At 48.4% G+C, this 19083-nt stretch carries 19 protein-coding genes; 12 read left to right on the forward strand and 7 right to left on the reverse strand.

Annotated elements, in window-relative coordinates:
• Window positions 1-3: 3 nt before the first annotated feature.
• Together cyoE and M2387_RS14380 are read left to right on the forward strand one after the other, a co-directional pair.
• The gene (gene cyoE, locus M2387_RS14375; RefSeq protein ID WP_259050349.1) at window positions 4-891 is read left to right on the forward strand and encodes a heme o synthase; all 888 of its coding nucleotides are present in this window, start codon (window positions 4-6) and stop codon (window positions 889-891) included.
• 343 nt (window positions 892-1234) lie between these two features.
• Complete coding sequence (locus tag M2387_RS14380) at window positions 1235-2620, forward strand: MFS transporter (RefSeq protein ID WP_259050350.1); 1386 nt, start codon at window positions 1235-1237, stop codon at window positions 2618-2620.
• A gap of 122 nt (window positions 2621-2742) precedes the next feature.
• Here the strand turns inward: M2387_RS14380 and M2387_RS14385 are convergent, their stop codons facing one another.
• Entirely contained in the window at window positions 2743-3234 is a 492-nt protein-coding gene (locus tag M2387_RS14385; protein ID WP_259050351.1) for a YajQ family cyclic di-GMP-binding protein, read from the reverse strand.
• Between the two features lie 161 nt (window positions 3235-3395).
• Here M2387_RS14385 and panE point away from each other — a divergent pair, with 161 nt between their 5' ends.
• Together panE and yajL are read left to right on the forward strand one after the other, a co-directional pair.
• Window positions 3396-4310: a 2-dehydropantoate 2-reductase gene (gene panE / locus M2387_RS14390; RefSeq protein WP_259050352.1), complete on the forward strand. Its 915-nt coding sequence runs from the start codon at window positions 3396-3398 to the stop codon at window positions 4308-4310.
• Window positions 4270-4866, forward strand: coding sequence for a protein deglycase YajL (yajL, locus tag M2387_RS14395; RefSeq protein ID WP_259050353.1), 597 nt, complete (start codon window positions 4270-4272; stop codon window positions 4864-4866). The genes panE and yajL overlap by 41 nt, the downstream gene beginning before the upstream one ends.
• Before the next feature lie 43 nt (window positions 4867-4909).
• On the opposite strand, the gene thiI is transcribed toward yajL, so the two are convergent.
• Window positions 4910-6358 carry a tRNA uracil 4-sulfurtransferase ThiI gene (gene thiI / locus M2387_RS14400; protein ID WP_259050354.1) on the reverse strand — a complete coding sequence of 483 codons (1449 nt, stop codon included), beginning with the start codon at window positions 6356-6358 and terminating at the stop codon, window positions 4910-4912.
• A gap of 219 nt (window positions 6359-6577) precedes the next feature.
• Between thiI and xseB the strand changes: the two genes are divergently transcribed.
• From xseB to dxs, 3 genes are read left to right on the forward strand one after another with little or no spacing between them, the layout of a single operon-like run.
• Window positions 6578-6820: an exodeoxyribonuclease VII small subunit gene (xseB, locus tag M2387_RS14405; protein WP_259050355.1), complete on the forward strand. Its 243-nt coding sequence runs from the start codon at window positions 6578-6580 to the stop codon at window positions 6818-6820.
• 1 nt (window position 6821) lies between these two features.
• A complete protein-coding gene (gene ispA, locus M2387_RS14410; protein ID WP_259050356.1) occupies window positions 6822-7721 on the forward strand; it encodes a (2E,6E)-farnesyl diphosphate synthase in 900 nt (299 codons plus the stop codon).
• 29 nt (window positions 7722-7750) lie between these two features.
• Window positions 7751-9613 (forward strand): 1-deoxy-D-xylulose-5-phosphate synthase, encoded by a 1863-nt coding sequence (gene dxs, locus M2387_RS14415; protein ID WP_259050357.1) that lies wholly within the window; start codon window positions 7751-7753, stop codon window positions 9611-9613.
• A gap of 148 nt (window positions 9614-9761) precedes the next feature.
• Here the strand turns inward: dxs and thiL are convergent, their stop codons facing one another.
• From thiL to nrdR, 5 genes are all read right to left on the reverse strand, one after another.
• Window positions 9762-10739, reverse strand: a complete 978-nt coding sequence (thiL, locus tag M2387_RS14420; protein WP_259050358.1) for a thiamine-phosphate kinase — start codon at window positions 10737-10739, stop codon at window positions 9762-9764.
• Window positions 10740-10794: 55 nt separating this feature from the next.
• The gene (nusB, locus tag M2387_RS14425; protein ID WP_259050359.1) at window positions 10795-11214 is read right to left on the reverse strand and encodes a transcription antitermination factor NusB; all 420 of its coding nucleotides are present in this window, start codon (window positions 11212-11214) and stop codon (window positions 10795-10797) included.
• A gap of 19 nt (window positions 11215-11233) precedes the next feature.
• Window positions 11234-11704 carry a 6,7-dimethyl-8-ribityllumazine synthase gene (gene ribH / locus M2387_RS14430; RefSeq protein ID WP_259050360.1) on the reverse strand — a complete coding sequence of 157 codons (471 nt, stop codon included), beginning with the start codon at window positions 11702-11704 and terminating at the stop codon, window positions 11234-11236.
• 76 nt (window positions 11705-11780) lie between these two features.
• Window positions 11781-12899, reverse strand: coding sequence for a bifunctional diaminohydroxyphosphoribosylaminopyrimidine deaminase/5-amino-6-(5-phosphoribosylamino)uracil reductase RibD (ribD, locus tag M2387_RS14435; RefSeq protein ID WP_259050361.1), 1119 nt, complete (start codon window positions 12897-12899; stop codon window positions 11781-11783).
• A 4-nt stretch (window positions 12900-12903) separates the two neighbouring features.
• A complete protein-coding gene (gene nrdR, locus M2387_RS14440; RefSeq protein ID WP_259050362.1) occupies window positions 12904-13353 on the reverse strand; it encodes a transcriptional regulator NrdR in 450 nt (149 codons plus the stop codon).
• Window positions 13354-13500: 147 nt separating this feature from the next.
• Here nrdR and M2387_RS14445 point away from each other — a divergent pair, with 147 nt between their 5' ends.
• From M2387_RS14445 to M2387_RS14465, 5 genes are all read left to right on the forward strand, one after another.
• Window positions 13501-14058 (forward strand): DUF3251 domain-containing protein, encoded by a 558-nt coding sequence (locus M2387_RS14445; RefSeq protein WP_259050363.1) that lies wholly within the window; start codon window positions 13501-13503, stop codon window positions 14056-14058.
• 303 nt (window positions 14059-14361) lie between these two features.
• Complete coding sequence (locus M2387_RS14450) at window positions 14362-15222, forward strand: nucleoside-specific channel-forming protein Tsx (RefSeq protein ID WP_259050364.1); 861 nt, start codon at window positions 14362-14364, stop codon at window positions 15220-15222.
• Between the two features lie 614 nt (window positions 15223-15836).
• The gene (locus M2387_RS14455; protein ID WP_259050365.1) at window positions 15837-16772 is read left to right on the forward strand and encodes an NEL-type E3 ubiquitin ligase domain-containing protein; all 936 of its coding nucleotides are present in this window, start codon (window positions 15837-15839) and stop codon (window positions 16770-16772) included.
• A gap of 224 nt (window positions 16773-16996) precedes the next feature.
• Complete coding sequence (locus tag M2387_RS14460; protein WP_259050366.1) at window positions 16997-17191, forward strand: hypothetical protein; 195 nt, start codon at window positions 16997-16999, stop codon at window positions 17189-17191.
• A gap of 199 nt (window positions 17192-17390) precedes the next feature.
• On the forward strand, window positions 17391-19019 hold the full coding sequence (locus tag M2387_RS14465) for an NEL-type E3 ubiquitin ligase domain-containing protein (protein WP_259050367.1): 1629 nt from the start codon (window positions 17391-17393) through the stop codon (window positions 19017-19019).
• The last annotated feature ends 64 nt before the right edge of the window (window positions 19020-19083 follow it).

The raw sequence follows: 19083 nt of genomic DNA on the forward strand, positions 1-19083 counted from the left end.
TGTATGATTAAGCAATACCTGCAAGTTACGAAACCAGGAATTATTTTCGGCAATTTAATTTCTGTGATTGGGGGATTTTTACTGGCCTCGAAGGGCAGTATTGATTACCCCTTGTTTCTCGCCACGCTGATTGGTGTCTCTTTAGTGGTCGCATCGGGTTGTGTTTATAACAACTTTATCGACCGTGATATCGATCAGAAGATGGAGAGAACGAAGAATCGGGTACTGGTAAAAGGCCTGATTTCACCGAGCGCCTCGCTGGTTTATGCCACCTTGTTAGGTATTGCTGGCTTTATGCTGCTGTGGTTTGGTGCGAATCCTCTGGCGATGTGGTTAGCGGTGATGGGCTTTGTGGTTTATGTCGGGGTTTATAGCCTGTACATGAAGCGCCACTCTGTCTATGGCACGCTAATCGGTAGTCTGTCTGGTGCTGCTCCACCGGTCATTGGTTACTGTGCAGTAACCAATGAGTTTGATGCAGGTGCTGCTATCCTGTTAGCCATCTTTAGTCTCTGGCAGATGCCGCACTCCTATGCGATTGCTATCTTCCGTTTCAAAGATTATCAGGCAGCGAATATTCCTGTATTGCCAGTAGTTAAAGGGATCTCGGTCGCCAAGAACCACATAACGCTCTACATCATTGCTTTTGCTGTTGCTACACTAATGCTGTCTCTGGGAGGCTACGCCGGTTATAAATACCTGGTGGTTGCTGCCGCAGTGAGCGTCTGGTGGCTGGGAATGGCATTGCGTGGGTATAAAGTGGAAGATGATAAAGTCTGGGCACGTAAATTGTTCATCTTTTCAATCGTCGCCATTACCTCGCTGAGCATCATGATGTCGGTAGACTTTATGGTTCCTGAGTCACACCAGCTGTTAACTTACCTCAGGTAAGTAGAAAATAGCTTAAAAGGGCACATAAGTGCCCTTTTTTATTGGATAAATAGCTTACAATTTGGTGTTACAATTTGTTGAAAATGAGTCATTTACCCTCCCTCCCTACTCACGCACTATACCCAAAATAATTCGTGTTGTAGGACAAAACGTTTACGTTTTGAACAACGCAAAGCGTTGGCCCGCCAGGGCGAGGCTCATTTATGAGCCTCGTAACGCGGCAAGTGAGAGAGTCCCGATGAGCTTACAAGGGTAAGTGATTCGGGTGAACGAATGCAGCCAACGCGCATGCAACTTGAAGTATGACGGGTATACTGATACCGACTTTTTATCTGAGGTGCCAATGAACGACTATAAAATGACCCCAGGCGAATTACGAGCTACATGGGGTTTAGGCACCGTATTTTCGCTGCGTATGCTCGGTATGTTTATGGTGCTGCCGGTCCTGACCACCTGGGGCATGGCTTTACAAGGCGCCAGTGAGGCACTCATCGGCCTGGCAATTGGTATTTATGGTCTGACTCAGGCCGTATTCCAGATACCTTTTGGCCTGCTGTCCGATCGTGTAGGCCGCAAGCCACTGATTATCGGCGGACTCACCATTTTTGTCATAGGTAGCATCATAGCTGCCACTACCGACTCTATCTGGGGCGTGATACTGGGCCGGGCGCTTCAAGGTTCCGGAGCAATTGCTGCTGCCGTTATGGCATTGTTATCTGACCTGACCCGAGAACAGAACCGGACCAAGGCAATGGCCTTTATCGGTATCAGTTTTGGTGTCACCTTTGCCATAGCCATGGTACTGGGCCCTATTATTACTCAGGCTTTTGGCCTGCAGGCCCTGTTCTGGATGATTGCCGTACTGGCAACCCTGGGCATTGCCGTGACTATCTGGGTGGTTCCTGATAGCAAGACTCACGTATTAAACCGTGAGTCGGGGATGGTCAAAGGCTGTTTTCGTAAAGTACTCGCGGAACCCCGACTACTGAGACTCAACTTTGGCATTATGTGTTTACATATCATGCTGATGTCGACCTTTATTGCCCTGCCGGGAATCCTGGAACAAGCCGGTTTTCCGGCAGCGGAGCACTGGAAGGTGTATCTGATAACCATGCTGATATCCTTCGTCGCGGTACTGCCACTGATTATCTATGCTGAAGTCAAACGCCGCATGAAACGCGTGTTTATTGGCTGTGTCGCTCTGCTGCTTATCGCTCAAATTATCTTGTGGGGATCCGGCCCTCATTTCTGGGAACTGGTTATTGGCGTACAGATTTTCTTCCTGGCCTTTAACTTAATGGAAGCGATTCTGCCTTCGCTGATCAGTAAAGAGTCCCCTGCTGGCTATAAAGGTACGGCAATGGGTATCTACTCCACCAGTCAGTTCTTAGGGGTGGCGATTGGCGGTGCAGTCGGTGGCTGGGTGAATGGTTTATTTGACTCACAAACCGTCTTTTTGCTCGGAGCCCTGCTGGCCACTATCTGGCTACTGGTCAGTTACACCATGCAAGAACCGCATTACGTTACCAGTCTGCGTATCGAGCTTGAGCAGCAGATTGAAGATGCAGAGCGTTTAGAGGCGCTATTAGTAACACAGCCCGGCGTGAGTGAAGTGAGAATCATCCCCGAAGAGCACAGTGTTTATATCAAAATAGACAGTAAAGTGACGAAACGCGCTGTGATTGAAACGGTGATAAAAGAGCACTGGCCGCTACAGCAGGTCAGTTAAAACGGAAAAAACCACCTGACGGTGGTTTTTCTTTTTAACGGTAATGTTCGTCGGCCAGCATTATTTCAGCGTCGCAGGGTGAGCGCCGTGCTCTTAATCCCTACCAAGTACTATGAAGGATATCAGTCGCGGAAGTTTTTGAACTGGAAAGGTTGTCCTAAATCTCCACCACGAATCAGAGCCATAGCCCCCTGCAAGTCATCACGCGACTTACCGGTGACGCGAATTTCCTCGCCCTGAATTTGTGTTTGTACCTTCAGTTTATTATCTTTGATGAGTTTCACAATTTTCTTAGCGATAGTAGCCTCAATGCCCTGTTTGAGCTTAGCATTCACGCTCCAGGTTTTACCGCTATGGTCAAACTCTTCTGGTACATCAATTGAGCTGCCTTCAATACCGCGTTTCAAGAGTTTGGCGCGCAGAATATCCAGCAATTGGTTTACCTGGAAATCTGACTCGCTCGCCACTTTAATGCTTTGATCTTTCTCATTGAGCTCAAAGCTTGCCGGGACGCCACGAAAATCAAATCTGGTGGCTAACTCACGCTCGGCATTTTCGATTGCGTTACGGACTTCTTGCATATCGATTTCAGAAACAATATCAAACGATGGCATAATTTTTCTCCCTTTCTGGTTTGCGTTGCATAATACCTTCTGGGCTGAGCAAAACAACCCGTTAAGGAATCAGAAGGCGTATAACGCTATAATATACCCGTCATGCAACTCAAATTATTTTGGGTAAAGAATATGTTCAGGATTTAGCTGAGGAGAAAAAAATGCAAATCACCGTACTGGGTTGCGGTGCTCTGGGTCAACTTTGGCTAACTGCACTCTATAAACAAGGGCATGAGTTACAAGGCTGGTTGCGCGTGCCGCAGCCCTATTGCCATGTAAACCTACTGGACAGTACTGGCGATATCTTTAATCGGTCATTTATTGCAAATGACCCACAATTTCTTGCCGAGAGCGACTTACTTCTGGTGACACTCAAGGCCTGGCAAGTTTCTGATGCGGTAAAAGCTCTGGCACAAAACCTTCCGGAGACGAGTCCTATTTTATTGCTCCACAATGGTATCGGTACCCTTGAAGAGCTCAGCCGTCTGCAACACCCGATATTACAGGGGTTCACAACGCAGGCAGCAAAACGTGATGGTAACGTAATCGTCCATGTTGCGAATGGCGTGACACATATCGGCCCGGGAAATTTTCAGGCAGCAGGATACAGTTATCTTGCTGACACCTTGCATCAGGCACTACCTGATGTGGCATGGCATAATAACATCGGCTCCGCTAGCTGGAATAAACTGGCAGTTAACTGCGTAATAAATCCTCTTACGGCGCTTTATAATTGTCGGAACGGAGACCTGGCGAACCATAACGAAGAAGTCTTCGATATCTGCGACGAAATAGCGCATGTCATGGAACGCGAAGGCTACAACATCTCAACAGAAAATCTGTTTTCCCATGTTACACAGGTGATTGAATCCACTGCTGAGAATATCTCTTCAATGCTTCAGGATGTTAGAGAGCAACGCCACACTGAAATTGATTATATTACTGGTTATTTAATACGCCGTGCACGTGCCAATGGTACCCCTGCCCCGCTGAATACGCGCCTTTATGAGCTGATTAAACGTAAGGAAGATGAATATGAGCGTTCGAGCGCTGGTTTGCCTGGCTCCTGGGGCTGAAGAAACCGAAGTTGTTACTACTATCGATTTGTTAGTCAGGGCCGGTATTTCCGTCACTACAGCCAGTGTAGCTAGCGATGGTGCTCTGATTATTGTCTGTTCACGCGGAGTCAAACTGGTCGCTGATGTGACCTTGGTCGAAGTCGCAGATGATGAATTTAATATTGTAATCTTACCAGGTGGAATTAAGGGTGCAGAGTGCCTGCGTGATAGCCCACTGCTGGTAGAAACCGTCAGGCAATTTCATCTTTCCGGACGTATTGTCGCGGCTATTTGCGCTGCTGCCGGAACCGTGCTGGTTCCTCACGGGTTATTTCCCATCGGAAATATGACAGGCTTTCCCGCACTGAAAGAGACTATACCAGAGGGACAGTGGCAGGATAAGCGTGTAGTCTGGGATCCGCGGGTCAATCTTCTGACCAGCCAGGGGCCTGGAACCTCGATTGATTTTGCCCTGAAGATAATTGATTTACTGGTCAGCCGGGAAAAGGCGCATGAAGTCGCAGAACAACTGGTACTGGCCGCGGGTATTTATAGCTTCAGGGATTATACGTAAAGCTAATTCCCCTTCTCAGATCAGAGAAGGGGAGCCATCGCCATTACTGACGATAAACCTTGACGTTTTTATACCCGAGTTCGTTCAGATACAATGCTTGCAGACGACTCATCACACCGCGATCGCACCACAGTAAATAGGTTTTACTCTGATCGAGAGTGCTAAATGCCGTACTCAACTTATAAAACGGCAGCGCTGTAACCTCCACACCTTCCAGTTTCATCGGCTTCGCTTCAACTTCGTCATTAGAGCGAATATCCAGCAGAACGTCGTTTAAACCAAACTCAGAGACAGTCTCAATTTCGACGACCTCTTCTTTGGCTTGTGTTGCAATCTCGCGAATATCGATATTCTTAGCTTCTGCTATAACTTTATCCAGAATAGAGAAATCAAAGTTTTGCTCTTCTGCTTCAATCTTCGCTTTAACTGCTTTGACAGTTGGGCTTTTTGAAATAACACCACAATACTCGGGAATAGTGCGGGCAAAATCAGCGGTACCAATTTCACGCGCAAGGTCGATAATATGTTCTTTATCGTGTGAAATCAGCGGACGCAGGATAAGGGTGTCGGAAACATTATCAATCAGGCGCAAATTAGTCAGCGTCTGACTGGAAACCTGTCCCAGCGCTTCACCGGTAACCAGAGCTTGTACGCCGTAACGCTCAGCAACCTGTGAGGCCGCGCGGACGAACATGCGTTTTAACACCACGCCCATTTGTCCGTCTTCGATTTTTTCGAGGATCTCACCGACTACAGGCTCGAAGTTAATGGCAACAAAACGCACCTTATGGGAACTACCAAAGCGGTTCCACAGATAGTGGGCAACTTGTTTTACGCCAATTTCATGCGCAGCACCGCCGAGATTGAAGAAACAGTAGTGAACCCGGCATCCACGGCGCATCAGCATATAGCTGGAAACACCGGAGTCAAAGCCCCCTGAAATCAGTGACAGAACGTCTTCCTGAGTACCAACCGGGAAACCACCGAGCCCTTCACTGCGGCTTTTAACCAGCAGCAGGCGATCGTCTTCAATCTCCAGATTGACGGTAACATCCGGATGGTTCAGTTTGACACGTGCAGACTCAATATGCTGGTTAAGACCACCACCAACATAGCGCTCAACATCAATAGAGCTAAACTCATGTTTACCGCGGCGCTTAACGCGTACACAGAAGCTCTTATTGATCAGGCTATCGCGGTAGAGTTCCAGTGCCTGCTCAAAGATATTATGCATATCGGTGAATGGCACATCTTCGACATCGAGAATATGATGAATGCCTGGGATTCGTGTTAAACCTTCACGAATAGTCTGATGTTTGCTTTCATCTTTGGAGCGGACTTCAATATGATCCCAGTGGCGGACTACCGCCAGATTCTCATCGTAAGACTTTAAGACATTACGAATGTTCGCGGTAAGTATCTTAATGAAGCGCAATCGCACAGATTGGCTCTTGATGGTGATTTCCGGGAACAATTTAATGATAAACTTCATGGCGGTAAGAGTTCGTTAGTGAGCCATTTATGCGATTAGACATAGGGGCTTAAAGAAAAATACAGCAGCAGCATAGAGCCACTGCATCCGAGAGAGGCAGGAGTATACCACTATCCCGGGAAGACTGCGTATCTTAACCAGATGTTCGAGCTTGCTTGATAATCATTTTGACTCCGTTACCATATCGGCGTCGAATTAAAATAGAGTCAGACATTCACTATGCCGAAAAAAAATGAGTCCCAAACCAGTTTTGAAACTGCACTGGTTGAACTGGAACAAATCGTTAGCCGCCTGGAAGGGGGCTCTCTTCCTCTGGAAGAAGCCTTAAATGAATTTGAACGTGGTGTACAACTGGCACGCCAGGGGCAAGTAAAATTACAGCAAGCAGAACAGCGGGTACAAATTCTGCTGAGTGATAATCCTGACTCTCCGCTGACTCCTTTTGCGCCGGATGCTGAATAATATGGACTTTACTCGTCAACTCCAGACCCACACTGACAGAGTGAACCAGGCGATAGTCAATTTTCTGGCGCCTCTCCCCTTTCAGAACAGCCCGATGGTCGAAGCCATGCACTATGGCGCATTATTGGGTGGAAAGCGGTTACGTCCTTTTCTGGTTTATGCCACAGGTGAAATGTTTGGTGTCAGCCCTGAAGCATTGGATGCACCCGCGGCCGCGATAGAGTGTATTCATGCCTATTCATTGATTCATGATGACCTGCCTGCGATGGATAATGATGATTTACGCCGCGGTCAGCCGACTTGTCATATAAAATTTGGTGAAGAGAATGCTATCCTAGCAGGAGATGCTCTGCAAACTCTGGCATTTTCGATACTCAGCCAGGCTCCGATGCCGGGTGTAAGCGTCAACGACCGACTGGCAATGGTCGCTGAACTGGCGACAGCCAGCGGTGTAGCAGGTATGTGTGGTGGTCAGGCTCTGGACTTAGCGGCTGAGGGTAAACAAATCAGCCTTGAGAGTTTGGAACGTATCCACCGGCATAAAACAGGCGCCTTAATTCGCGCGGCCGTTCGCCTGGGTGCATTAAGCGCCGGTGAGACAGGTCGTCGGGCACTGCCGCTGCTGGATAGCTTCGCGCAGAGTATTGGCCTCGCGTTTCAGGTTCAGGATGACATTCTGGATGTGATTGGTGACACCGCAACCTTGGGTAAACGCCAGGGAGCCGACCAACAACTTGGCAAAAGTACGTATCCTGCTTTACTTGGCCTTGAGCAAGCCCAGGTGAAAGCACAAGAGCTATATCAGGAAGCACGCCTTGCCCTGACAACCCTTTCTGAACAGTCGCTGGATACCACAGCCCTGGAAGCGTTGGCAAACTACATTATCCATCGTGATAAATAACGTATAACAACCATGAGTTTAGATTGCTGATGAGTTTTGATATCGCCAAATACCCGACCCTGGCACTGGTTGACTGCACTCAAGAGTTACGCCTGTTGCCGAAAGATAGCCTGCCGAAGCTATGTGATGAGCTACGTCGTTACCTGCTGGATAGCGTCAGCCGTTCCAGCGGACATTTTGCTTCCGGTCTGGGTACCGTTGAGCTCACTGTAGCGCTGCACTACATCTATAATACCCCCTTCGATCAGGTTATCTGGGACGTGGGGCATCAAGCTTATCCGCACAAGATCCTGACGGGTCGTCGTGACAAAATAGGTACTATTCGTCAGAAAGGCGGCCTGCACCCTTTTCCGTGGCGAGCTGAAAGCGAATATGACGTACTGAGCGTCGGTCACTCTTCGACCTCGATCAGTGCCGGGATCGGAGTGGCTGTTGCCGCCGGAAAAGAAGGCAAAGATCGTAAAACGGTCTGCATTATCGGCGATGGCGCAATTACCGCAGGTATGGCGTTTGAAGCCATGAATCATGCGGGTGATATTCACCCGGATATGCTGGTCGTGCTGAACGATAATGAGATGTCTATCTCTGAAAATGTCGGTGCGCTGAATAACCATCTGGCACAGTTACTTTCTGGCAAGCTATATTCTACCTTGCGTGAGGGCGGGAAAAAGGTTTTCTCCGGCGTTCCGCCTATCAAAGAACTGCTCAAACGTACCGAAGAACATATTAAAGGAATGGTAGTTCCGGGGACTCTGTTTGAAGAGCTTGGCTTTAACTATATCGGCCCGGTTGACGGTCACGATGTGATTGGTCTGGTCAATACACTGAAGAATATGCGTAGCCTTAAGGGACCACAGTTCCTGCATGTCATGACCAAAAAAGGCCGTGGTTATGCGCCAGCAGAAAAAGATCCTATCAGTTATCACGCCGTTCCTAAGTTTGATCCACAAAGTAATACACTGCCGAAAAGTGCGGGAAGTCTGCCAAGTTACTCAAAAATATTCGGCAACTGGCTGTGTGAAACCGCAGCACACGATGACAAGCTGATGGCGATTACCCCTGCGATGCGTGAAGGTTCCGGTATGGTCGAGTTTTCTCGTCAGTATCCGGACCAGTACTTTGATGTTGCGATTGCAGAGCAACACGCCGTCACCTTTGCTGCCGGTCTGGCAATCGGCGGTTATAAACCGGTCGTCGCCATTTATTCCACTTTCTTGCAGCGCGCTTACGATCAGTTAATTCATGATGTAGCGATTCAAAAGCTACCGGTATTATTTGCCATTGACCGGGCCGGTATTGTGGGTGCTGACGGACAAACACATCAGGGTGCTTTTGATCTCTCATTCCTGCGCTGTATTCCGGATATGGTCATTATGACCCCGAGCGATGAAAATGAATGTCGCCAGATGTTATACACTGGCTATCATCACCAGGATGGCCCTAGTGCAGTTCGTTACCCGCGTGGGACAGGTACGGGGGTTGAACTGGCACCTCTGGAGTCACTGCCACTCGGTAAAGGCGTTATCAAACGTCAGGGGGAAAAACTGGCCATTCTTAACTTCGGAACCCTGCTTCAGGATGCCCAGGTTGTAGCTGAAAAACTGAATGCTACCCTGGTTGATATGCGCTTCGTCAAACCACTGGATCAAGCACTGATCCTGCAAATGGCAGAACAACATGAATCACTGGTGACAATAGAAGAAAACGCCATTATGGGTGGAGCCGGTAGTGGAGTGAATGAAGTTTTAATGGCCCACAGAAAAGCAGTACCGGTGCTTAATATCGGCTTACCTGATTTCTTCATCCCACAAGGAACTCAGGAAGAAGCACGGGAAGATATCGGTCTTGATGCCGCTGGAATTGAACGGCAAATCGGTCGCTGGCTCAGTTAATCCGGGCTTGCAACACAGGGGTAGCAAGGATGCTTCCCGAGTAAAACAATGTCTGGCCTCAATCCGTATGACTTCATCAATACCAGACACCTTTGATAGCATCAGAGACAGCTGCTCGTAATATTCTTACCAACCACTCAATAAGCCGTTATTCACTGGAAAAGTGGTCATATCCCTTCAAATTCAGCGTCACCGGGTCACCATTATGCAGGAACCGTAATCCTTCAGATGCCGCAGTTATCTGACCGATACAGGAATAAGGCACGCCAAGATTACCGATAGCGACTTCCAGTGCTCCTCGATTAATCTCCGGCACGGTAAAGCATAATTCATAGTCTTCTCCCCCAGAGAGCCCCCAGGACACAGCCTGCTCAAGCGAAACTTGCGCCAAAAGTGCATCGGAGAAAGGAAAGCTCTCAAGAGAGATACGCGCACCGCAGTCACTGGCTTTCAGTATATGGCCCAAATCAGAAATCAGCCCATCTGAGAGATCTATCGCGCTGTTTGCCAGCCCTCTTAGTGCTTGTCCATGGAGAATTCGTGGGGTAGGACGCAAATGACGGGCAACAAGATACCCAGCCTGCTGGCTATCGCTGACCTGTAATCTATTTTGCAAAATCGCCAGCCCAGCGGCGCTGTCGCCAGGCGTCCCGGTGACATAAATCCAGTCACCTGGCTTGGCTCCACTGCGTTTAAGCGCCCGTCCCTCAGGAACCATACCGTGAATACCCAGCGTCATAGACAGTGGACCACGGGTAGTATCGCCGCCGATCAGTTGAACACCATAATAATCCAGCTGCTCGAACAAACTGTCACTGAAGGCTGCAAGCCAGGACTCATCAATTTCTGGTAGCGTGATGGCCAGCGTCAGCCAGGCAGGATCGGCTCCCATAGCCGCCAGGTCACTTAAATTCACCGCCAGCGCTTTATAAGCAAGGTCTGTCGGTGAAATATCATCCAGAAAGTGAATGCCTGAAACCAGAGTATCCGTACTGATTGCTAACAGCTGTTTTTCTGGAAGCGTCAGTAAAGCGCAGTCATCGCCAATCCCAGTGTCGACTTCAGGCCGAGAACTTCTGGTCCTGTCGAAGTAACGGGCAATAAGGGAAAACTCACCACATGCCATGCGTGAGACCTCAAGAGAATAGAAAGAAGCAGGCCGGACAATGCCGGCCTGAAGATTATTTTTTGCGGGGACGAATAACTGGAGCGGCTTTATCAAGCACGCCATTGACAAATTTATGGCTGTCTTCAGCGCCGAAGGTTTTGGCTAATTCAATCCCTTCGTTAATGGCAACCTTATAAGGTACGTCATCGCGTTTCGATAATTCAAACAGCGAAATACGCAGGACCGCCTTTTCAACTTGCCCCAGTTCTTCCAGCTGGCGAGACAGATAAGGCTTCATCAGCCCATCCAGATACCCGCTGTTAGTCGCCACCCCAATCAGCAACTCACGGAAATAGTTAACGTCAACGTCTTTGACGTCCTGTTCCGACAGGAACTGATATTCAACATCAGCGATGTCGTTTTTAGACAACTGCCATGAGTAGAGCGCCTGAACGGCACATTCACGGGCGCGGCGACGAGCAGCAGGTTTCACGAATTTCCCCTTACAAAAATCAGGCTTTAATAGCCTTCAATACATTAATCATTTCCAGTGCGGTTAATGCCGCTTCGGCACCTTTATTACCCGCTTTGGTACCCGCACGTTCGATAGCTTGTTCAATACTTTCGGTAGTCAGCACGCCAAAGGCAACTGGCACACCGCTGTCATGAGAGACATGAGCCAGACCATTGCTCGCTCCACCCGCAACATATTCAAAATGCGCGGTACCGCCACGAATCACGGTACCCAGCGCGATAATCGCGTCATATTTACCGGTTTTTGCTAATGCATCAGCAGCCAGTGGCAGTTCATAAGCCCCTGGTACCCATACAACGGTAATATTGTTATCTGCAACCTGGCCGATACGTTTCAGTGCATCTACGGCACCATCCAGCAGGCTGTCGTTGATAAAGTTGTTAAAACGCGCAATCGTGATGGCAATACGAGCGTCAGGAGTAGCAACAGCTGCTTCAATAATGTTCATAATCTTCCTTTACGGGTTCTGTTTAGCCCCAAAGGGGGGCGGATTTTACCATAATCTTTTCGCGACTGCTTACGTTTTACGAGTACGCGTGTTTTGGCATTAAGTGTAGACATAAATCAGGGCCAACCTGCCGAATCTGGCTGAAGGCAAATTCCGGAGCATCGACGAGCTTTTCAAGTCCAGGGAGCGTACACAGGCCGCGTGCATCAGTGCCCAGCAGTTTAGGTGCCATATAAACGATTAACTCATCTACCAGTCCTGCCTGCAATAATGCGCCGGCGAGCGTCGGGCCCGCTTCCACCCAGATGTTGTTAATCTGGCGTTTACCTAGCTGCATCATCAGCACAACCAGGTCAAGATGACCTTGATGCGGTGCGATAATCAGCTGCTCAACATCGTCAGACCAGGATTGGGTATCGGCCTGACAGCGTGCAAGCCAGGTCTGGCCTGGCTGCTGAATAATCCTATGCTGCGGCGTTACACGATTTTGACTATCGATAATAATCCGCACTGGCTGACGCGTCTGTGGTTCATCGAAAAGCGAAAGCGTCGTTTCATCCAGTTCGTCCCAGCGAACAGTTAAGGCAGGATCATCAGCCAGAACCGTAGCGCTGCTGGAAAGAATCGCCGCACTCTGGGCACGTAATCGCTGCACATCACGACGCGCCTGGGGCGAGGTTATCCACTGACTTTCGCCGCTGGCCATCGCCGTACGACCATCGAGCGATGCACCTAACTTAAGCTGCAGATAAGGGAAACCGGTACGCATACGTTTCAGAAAACCACGATTGATGGCTTCCGCTTCAGCCATCATCAGGCCATGGCTGACATCAACGCCCGCCTGTTGTAAGCGATACAACCCACGTCCCGCCACTTGCGGGTTGGGATCTTGCATGGCGGCAACCACTCGGGTGACACCAGCAGCAATCAGCGCGTCACAGCAAGGAGGTGTCCGTCCATGATGGCTGCAAGGTTCCAGCGTCACATAAGCGGTAGCCCCGCGCGCTTTTTCACCCGCCATACGCAGAGCATGCACTTCAGCATGAGGTTCGCCGGCGCGATAATGATACCCCTCACCAACAATTACCTCTTCTTTTACCAGTACGCAACCAACATTAGGGTTGGGCATTGTGGTAAAGCGCCCGCGCTTCGCAAGCTCAAACGCACGTGCCATAAACAGCTCATCACCTGACATATCTCTAATCCTGTAAGCGCGCGATTTCTTCGCCAAATTCTTTAATATCTTCGAAGCTACGGTATACCGAAGCAAAACGGATATAGGCCACTTTATCCAGTTTTTTCAGTTGTTCCATGACCAGGTTACCCACCATCTTGCTCGGCACTTCTCGCTCTCCGGTTGCCCGCAGATGAGATTTGATATGGTTGATAGCCATTTCAACATCATCGGAATTAACCGGGCGCTTCTCGAGCGCTTTCAGTATTCCACTGCGCAGCTTATCTTCGTTAAAAGGCTCACGTACATCATTGCTCTTAACTATCCGGGGCATAACTAATTCAGCCACCTCAAAGGTGGTGAAGCGCTCATGGCAAAGCAGACACTGTCGGCGGCGGCGTACTGAGGAACCTTCACCTACCAGGCGCGAGTCAATAACTTTAGTATCCACGGCGAAACAGAATGGGCAATGCATAGCGTTTCCTTCACAGATAATAAAAATGACTGACAGTCTACCGCGAAGTTGCAGGAGTACAAAGATAGCTCGCCCTATCGGCCATGAAATAAGTGCTATCTTTAGTTATCAGTAGTCTGATTTACACTTTTGGAAGGATATCCAGCTATGTCTCTGCGTTGTCTGAGAACTCTGCTGGCGTTTAGCTTTTTGAGTCTGACCGCCTGCGCGCAACAATCAAGTCTGCATGAAATCCAGCATGAAATAAAAACGCTGAATCAGGATATGGTGGATTTGAGCCAGCAAGCCGTTATCCTCAGCGAGCAAAACGCTCTGAATGCCGAGTCGACTCAAGGCCTGTACTTACTGCCTGATGCGGGCGCTCCAGCCTTACTGGAAAGCCAGATTGGAATGCTGAAGATCTCACTCTCACATATCACTGCCACGACTAACGGAACACAAGTGACGCTGTTGATTCAGGAAAAGACTCAACAGCCTTTACCTGCTTTCTCAGGGATGATTGCGTGGAAAATACGTACAGATAAAACAGATGAACCATCCACAAACGTTAACGGACAACAATCATTTACGGCACCCGCCCAGTTAGCCTCACCAGGTGAAGCAACCCTAACGCTGGTACTACCTGATGTTGCCCCTGAAAATCTACGCTGGATACGCATTCACGATATTCATTCTGCCGCTGAAGGTATTACCGCCGCCCCCTAAATCTGCCGCTGGTTGGTAGGGTTCCTATGCGGCCAGCACATTTAATTTAGCTTCTCCTGAAATAGTAACTCAATGTTACTAATTACCTAAAGTTCGCATTCAGACATATAAAAGAGAATTAAATTCGATACAATAGACAAAAACGTGAACGCAATCGATTACGTGCATGATGAAAGTGTGAAACAGAACATATTTTTGTGAGTCGTGGCATCTATAATAGTCACATCGTGAGAAGCCTGCGGGTAAGGCTCCGCAGAAAGTTGTTTCACAATTTCTCAACATGAAATAAACAGTGGCGAAAATATGAAAAAAATCATCCTGGCAGCCGGCGCTGCTATTGCACTTGCTAGCTCGTTCTCTGTCAGTGCAGAAGAGGTCAAAGTTGATCGTTCTGAATATCTTTCAGACTGGTGGCAGCAGAGTGTTAACGTAGTCGGCAGCTATCACACCCGTTTCGGACCACAGTTGCGTAATGATACCTACCTGGAATATGAAGCATTTGCTCGTAAAGACTGGCTGGATTTTTATGGCTATGTTGATGCGCCAGTATTCTTCGGTGGTAATACCGATGCGCGTGGTATCTGGAACCACGGTTCACCACTGTTTATGGAAATCGAACCTCGTTTCTCTATCGATAAACTGACTAATACTGATTTGAGCTTTGGCCCATTCAAAGAATTCTTCATTGCTAACAACTATATCTACGATATGGGACGCAATAAAGACGGCCGTCAGAGCACCTGGTATATGGGTCTGGGTACCGATATTGATACCGGCCTGCCAATGAGCCTGGCACTGAACGCTTATGCTAAATATCAGTGGCAGAACTATGGCGCAGCTAACCAGAATGAGTGGGATGGCTACCGCGTTAAAGTGAAATATTTCGTGCCATTGACTCAGGTTCTGGGCGGTGATTTAGCCTATATCGGCTTTACCAACTTTGACTTTGGTTCAGACTTGGGCGATTCCCAGTACCGTACCAGCAACTCAATCGCTTCCAGCCATATTCTGGCGCTGAACTATAGCCACTTCCACTATTCATTCGTTGCCCGTTACTTTAATAATGGCGGACAGTGGAAAAATGGCGATCGTCCAGTATTTATGGATGACAAAATTCAGTCAAATGGATTTGGTTACTACCTGGTAGCAGGTTATAACTTCTAATCTAAAGAGCTGAACAAAGGCAATGAATAAGGGTTTCATGTTCGTCATGGAACCCTTTTTTAATAGAGTTCCCACAGACCGTTCGCCATTATTTTCTATATTCTACGACCAAGCCTTGGATTTTCCGCCATATCCCGCTTACCAGCATTCAGCTGGAACTGTTTCTGCTACCCATAACCATTTTCTACTCGACAGAATCTGAAAAAAATACCGATGACGCCTGATGGGTAGACTATCCCGATCGCGCCCTACGTAAACAGACGTCTACACCTGAAAAACTACCGTATTGTGAAATAAAGAGCTGAGCAGTGCTGATACTTTCAGCGCTGCTTGGTTATGCCGGGCAGACACCATGTATCTATTTAATATTATGAGATTTTTATATTATGCCCTTTGATGTTAACACCGGATGTTTTCCCGCTGTAATTCGCGACAATCATATTGCCTCTGTCACCCGCACAGATCCCCCTCCTGAGATGAGAGTCTGGGAAAAAATTCAGACACTCTTCGGTCATGCCCAACAACCTGGAGCATTAGAGTGCATCCTAACGATTTATCACCCGCAGACAGGAACTACACGAGAAGATATATGCATCAAATTTGAACTGATAAAAATGCTCTCGCATTTCGGATATGAAGAAAATATTCAGTCAGGCCGACACGGGAGCAACCACCTCTGTATCCTGGACGCCAACAGCCATGAAATTCTCTCTGTCACCCTTGATGATACCGGAAGCTATATACTGGAATCTGAAGGCTACAGAAAAACACATCCCCTCACCGCCACGCCCCAACAAATGGCTAAAGCCCCCCCAAAGACCGAAAAATATTATGACGTTATCTGGTCTGCGTGGGAAAGGGCTGCATCGCCCGAAGAGGCACCCAGTCGCACAAAAGTGGTACAAAAATTGAACCGCTGCCTGCACGATAGCTATACCAAACTTGAACTGAGAAACCTCAACCTCACTACTTTACCTGACTTTTTACCACAGAATATTCTGGAGTTGGAGATTGAAAACACATCACTATCCAGCCTGTCGCAATTACCATCAGCGCTTCAGAAACTGACTGTACATGATATCTCGCTGATCAGATTACCTAAATTACCAGCAGGGCTTCAGCATTTGGACCTGCATACGCATCAACTGATAAAAGTACCAGCATTACCGTTAAATCTTGTTACCTTGAAACTAGATACCTTACTGACCAGAATACCAGCATTACCGTTAAATCTTGTTACTTTAACGGTAGATTCCCAATTGACCAAAATGCCTGAATTACCACCAAAACTTCAGGTACTGGAGCTGCGTAACACCAAATTTACCAGCCTGCCCCCGTTGCCATCAGGGCTTAAACGATTGCTGATTGCTGATACTAAGCTGGCCAGTCTGCCGGAAAGCATCGCCAGCCTGTCCCGAGAAGCAGAGGTATTGCTGAGTAATAATCCTCTGACAGAACGCACTCTGCTGACACTAAGGAATATGACCAGAGCCTCTGACTATTCAGGCCCCAAGATACATTTCAGCATGCGCAGAGTTCCCCCACTATAGGAGGACACTCCGGCCACTACATCTGGCGACTGGCACCGGCTAATGAAGTAAACAAGCCCCCTTTAACTGATGGCAGTTTTTTTGGACAACAAAACAATGCCACCTCTTTCAGCACATTTCAGGACAGGCTGGGCGAGGCGAAAAAAGTCAGTACAGACCCGGGCTTTAGAACTCAGACCGTCTCCTGACTGACACACCTGCTGAAGTGGGAACCGTGACACGGCGTGCTGCAACGTATATATCCGGCAGACTGGCAGCGTTTTTCTGAACAAAAAATATCAGACTATAACGATGAATACAGAACGCTGTCGGGTACAAGGCTAGAACTGGCAGTGCTGTCCAATGATGATGATGCCGTTCGTGCTATTGGAGCAGAAGCCATGGCGCATGCAGAAAATAAATTTCGGGAACGACTCTGAACGCTGATAAACAAGATACTGGCAGGACACCTGAATGCCAGATGGTCTTAATACCTCCTGAATAACTCGACACGTTTAACTGAAAAATGACCGTATTGTGAAATAAAGGGCTGAGCAGTGCTGATACGTTGAGCGCTGCCTGCCAGGCTATCCCGGGTAGACACCATGTATATATTTAATATTATGAGATTTTTATATTATGCCCTTTGATGTTAACACCGGATGTTTTCCCGCAATAACCAATGACAATCATATTGCCCCTGTCACCCACACATATCCCCCTCCGGAGATGAGAGTCTGGGATAAAATGAAGGAATTCTTCGGTCATATTCAACAACCTGAAGCGTTAGAGTACATCCGTATGATTTATCACCCACCGCTCGGAACAGCACGAGTAGATGTCTTCAACAGATTTGAACAGCTAAAAATGCTCGTGTATTACGGGTACGAGGACAATATTCAGTCTGGCCGACACGGGAGGGATCACTTCTGTATCCTGGACGCCAGCAACCACGAGATGCTCTCGGTCACCCTTGATGATACCGGGGGCTATACCGTGGAATGTGACGGCGACAGAAAAACATACACCCTCGCCACAACGCCCTCACAAACGGCAGAATCGCCCTCAGGACTTCATAATCTGGGAGTGAGTCACACCCCGCTGACCAGCCTGCCGGAATTGCAGTCAGTGCTTCGGAATCTGCAGATGAATAGCATCCGGTTAACCAGCCTGCCAGAATTACCGTCAGGACTTCAGAGACTGGAAGTGAATAACACCTCGCTGACCAGCCAGCCGGAATTGCAGTCAGTGCTTCGGAATCTGCAGATGAATAGCATCCGGTTAACCAGCCTGCCAGAATTACCGTCAGGACTTCAGAGACTGGAGGTGAATAACACCTCGCTGACCAGCCTGACAGAAAGAATCACTGGCCTGCCCACCCAGGAAGCACGGCTACTGCATTTGGCAGTCGCTGACTGGCTGGCGCCTGTGAACGAAGGTCAGAAGGCTCCCTCTGACAGATGGCAGAATTTTGCACAGCAAGATGATGCCGCCTCTTTCAGCCGATTTCTGGACCGGCTGAGCGAGACGAAAAATGTCATAGCTGACCCGGGCTTTAAAACTCAGATAGCCTCCTGGCTGACAGACCTGGCCGAGGATGATGAGCTCAGGGCCAAAACCTTTGCCATGGCGACAGAAGCTGCGTCAACCTGCGAAGACCGTGTCACCCTGACACTGAATCACATGAAGAACGTACAACTGGTACATCGTGCAGAAAAAGGAGAGTTCGATAATAATCGCTCCGCCCTGGTTTCTGTTGCACGTGAAATGTTCCGCCTGGATGAACTGGAGAAGATTGCCCGGAAGAAGGCCAGCACCTTACGTTTCGTCGATGAAATAGAGGTTTATCTGGCCTATCAGAATAAACTGAAGGAAGCGCTCGAACTGACCTGCGTGGCAAAGGAAATGCAATTTTTTGATGTCGCTAATGTTACCGAGTCAGACCTGAAGAACGCAGAAATTCAGGTAAAGGCTGCCGAAAACAGTGAGTTCATGACGTGGATACTGCAGTGGGCGCCGTTACACAGCATGCTGCAACGCACATATCCGGCAGACTGGCAGCGTTTTTCTGAACAAAAAATATCAGACTATAACGATGAATACAGAACGCTGTCGGGTACAAGGCTAGAACTGGCAGGGCTGTCCAATGATGATGATGCCGTTCGTGCTATTGGAGTAGAAGCCATGGCGCATGCAGAAAATAAATTTCGGGAACGACTCAATCATCTTGTGAACCAGATGCTGGCTGGATCCTCACAAAAACAATGATCGTCCCCCAATAAGATATTTTAACGCTAAAAAAACGCAGTCGATTAAACGACTGCGTTTTTTA

It is taken from the genome of Klebsiella sp. BIGb0407 (assembly GCF_024807845.1).
Lineage (GTDB): Bacteria > Pseudomonadota > Gammaproteobacteria > Enterobacterales > Enterobacteriaceae > JGM124.

Bases quoted from the DNA above. Each gene is read 5' to 3' on its own strand.
- cyoE (WP_259050349.1), top strand. From the start codon at position 4: ATGATTAAGCAATACCTGCAAGTTACGAAACCAGGAATTATTTTCGGC.
- M2387_RS14380 (WP_259050350.1), top strand. From the start codon at position 1,235: ATGAACGACTATAAAATGACCCCAGGCGAATTACGAGCTACATGGGGT.
- M2387_RS14385 (WP_259050351.1), bottom strand. From the start codon at position 3,234: ATGCCATCGTTTGATATTGTTTCTGAAATCGATATGCAAGAAGTCCGT.
- panE (WP_259050352.1), top strand. From the start codon at position 3,396: ATGCAAATCACCGTACTGGGTTGCGGTGCTCTGGGTCAACTTTGGCTA.
- yajL (WP_259050353.1), top strand. From the start codon at position 4,270: ATGAGCGTTCGAGCGCTGGTTTGCCTGGCTCCTGGGGCTGAAGAAACC.
- thiI (WP_259050354.1), bottom strand. From the start codon at position 6,358: ATGAAGTTTATCATTAAATTGTTCCCGGAAATCACCATCAAGAGCCAA.
- xseB (WP_259050355.1), top strand. From the start codon at position 6,578: ATGCCGAAAAAAAATGAGTCCCAAACCAGTTTTGAAACTGCACTGGTT.
- ispA (WP_259050356.1), top strand. From the start codon at position 6,822: ATGGACTTTACTCGTCAACTCCAGACCCACACTGACAGAGTGAACCAG.
- dxs (WP_259050357.1), top strand. From the start codon at position 7,751: ATGAGTTTTGATATCGCCAAATACCCGACCCTGGCACTGGTTGACTGC.
- thiL (WP_259050358.1), bottom strand. From the start codon at position 10,739: ATGGCATGTGGTGAGTTTTCCCTTATTGCCCGTTACTTCGACAGGACC.
- ribH (WP_259050360.1), bottom strand. From the start codon at position 11,704: ATGAACATTATTGAAGCAGCTGTTGCTACTCCTGACGCTCGTATTGCC.
- ribD (WP_259050361.1), bottom strand. From the start codon at position 12,899: ATGTCAGGTGATGAGCTGTTTATGGCACGTGCGTTTGAGCTTGCGAAG.
- nrdR (WP_259050362.1), bottom strand. From the start codon at position 13,353: ATGCATTGCCCATTCTGTTTCGCCGTGGATACTAAAGTTATTGACTCG.
- M2387_RS14445 (WP_259050363.1), top strand. From the start codon at position 13,501: ATGTCTCTGCGTTGTCTGAGAACTCTGCTGGCGTTTAGCTTTTTGAGT.
- M2387_RS14450 (WP_259050364.1), top strand. From the start codon at position 14,362: ATGAAAAAAATCATCCTGGCAGCCGGCGCTGCTATTGCACTTGCTAGC.
- M2387_RS14455 (WP_259050365.1), top strand. From the start codon at position 15,837: ATGCTCTCGCATTTCGGATATGAAGAAAATATTCAGTCAGGCCGACAC.
- M2387_RS14465 (WP_259050367.1), top strand. From the start codon at position 17,391: ATGCCCTTTGATGTTAACACCGGATGTTTTCCCGCAATAACCAATGAC.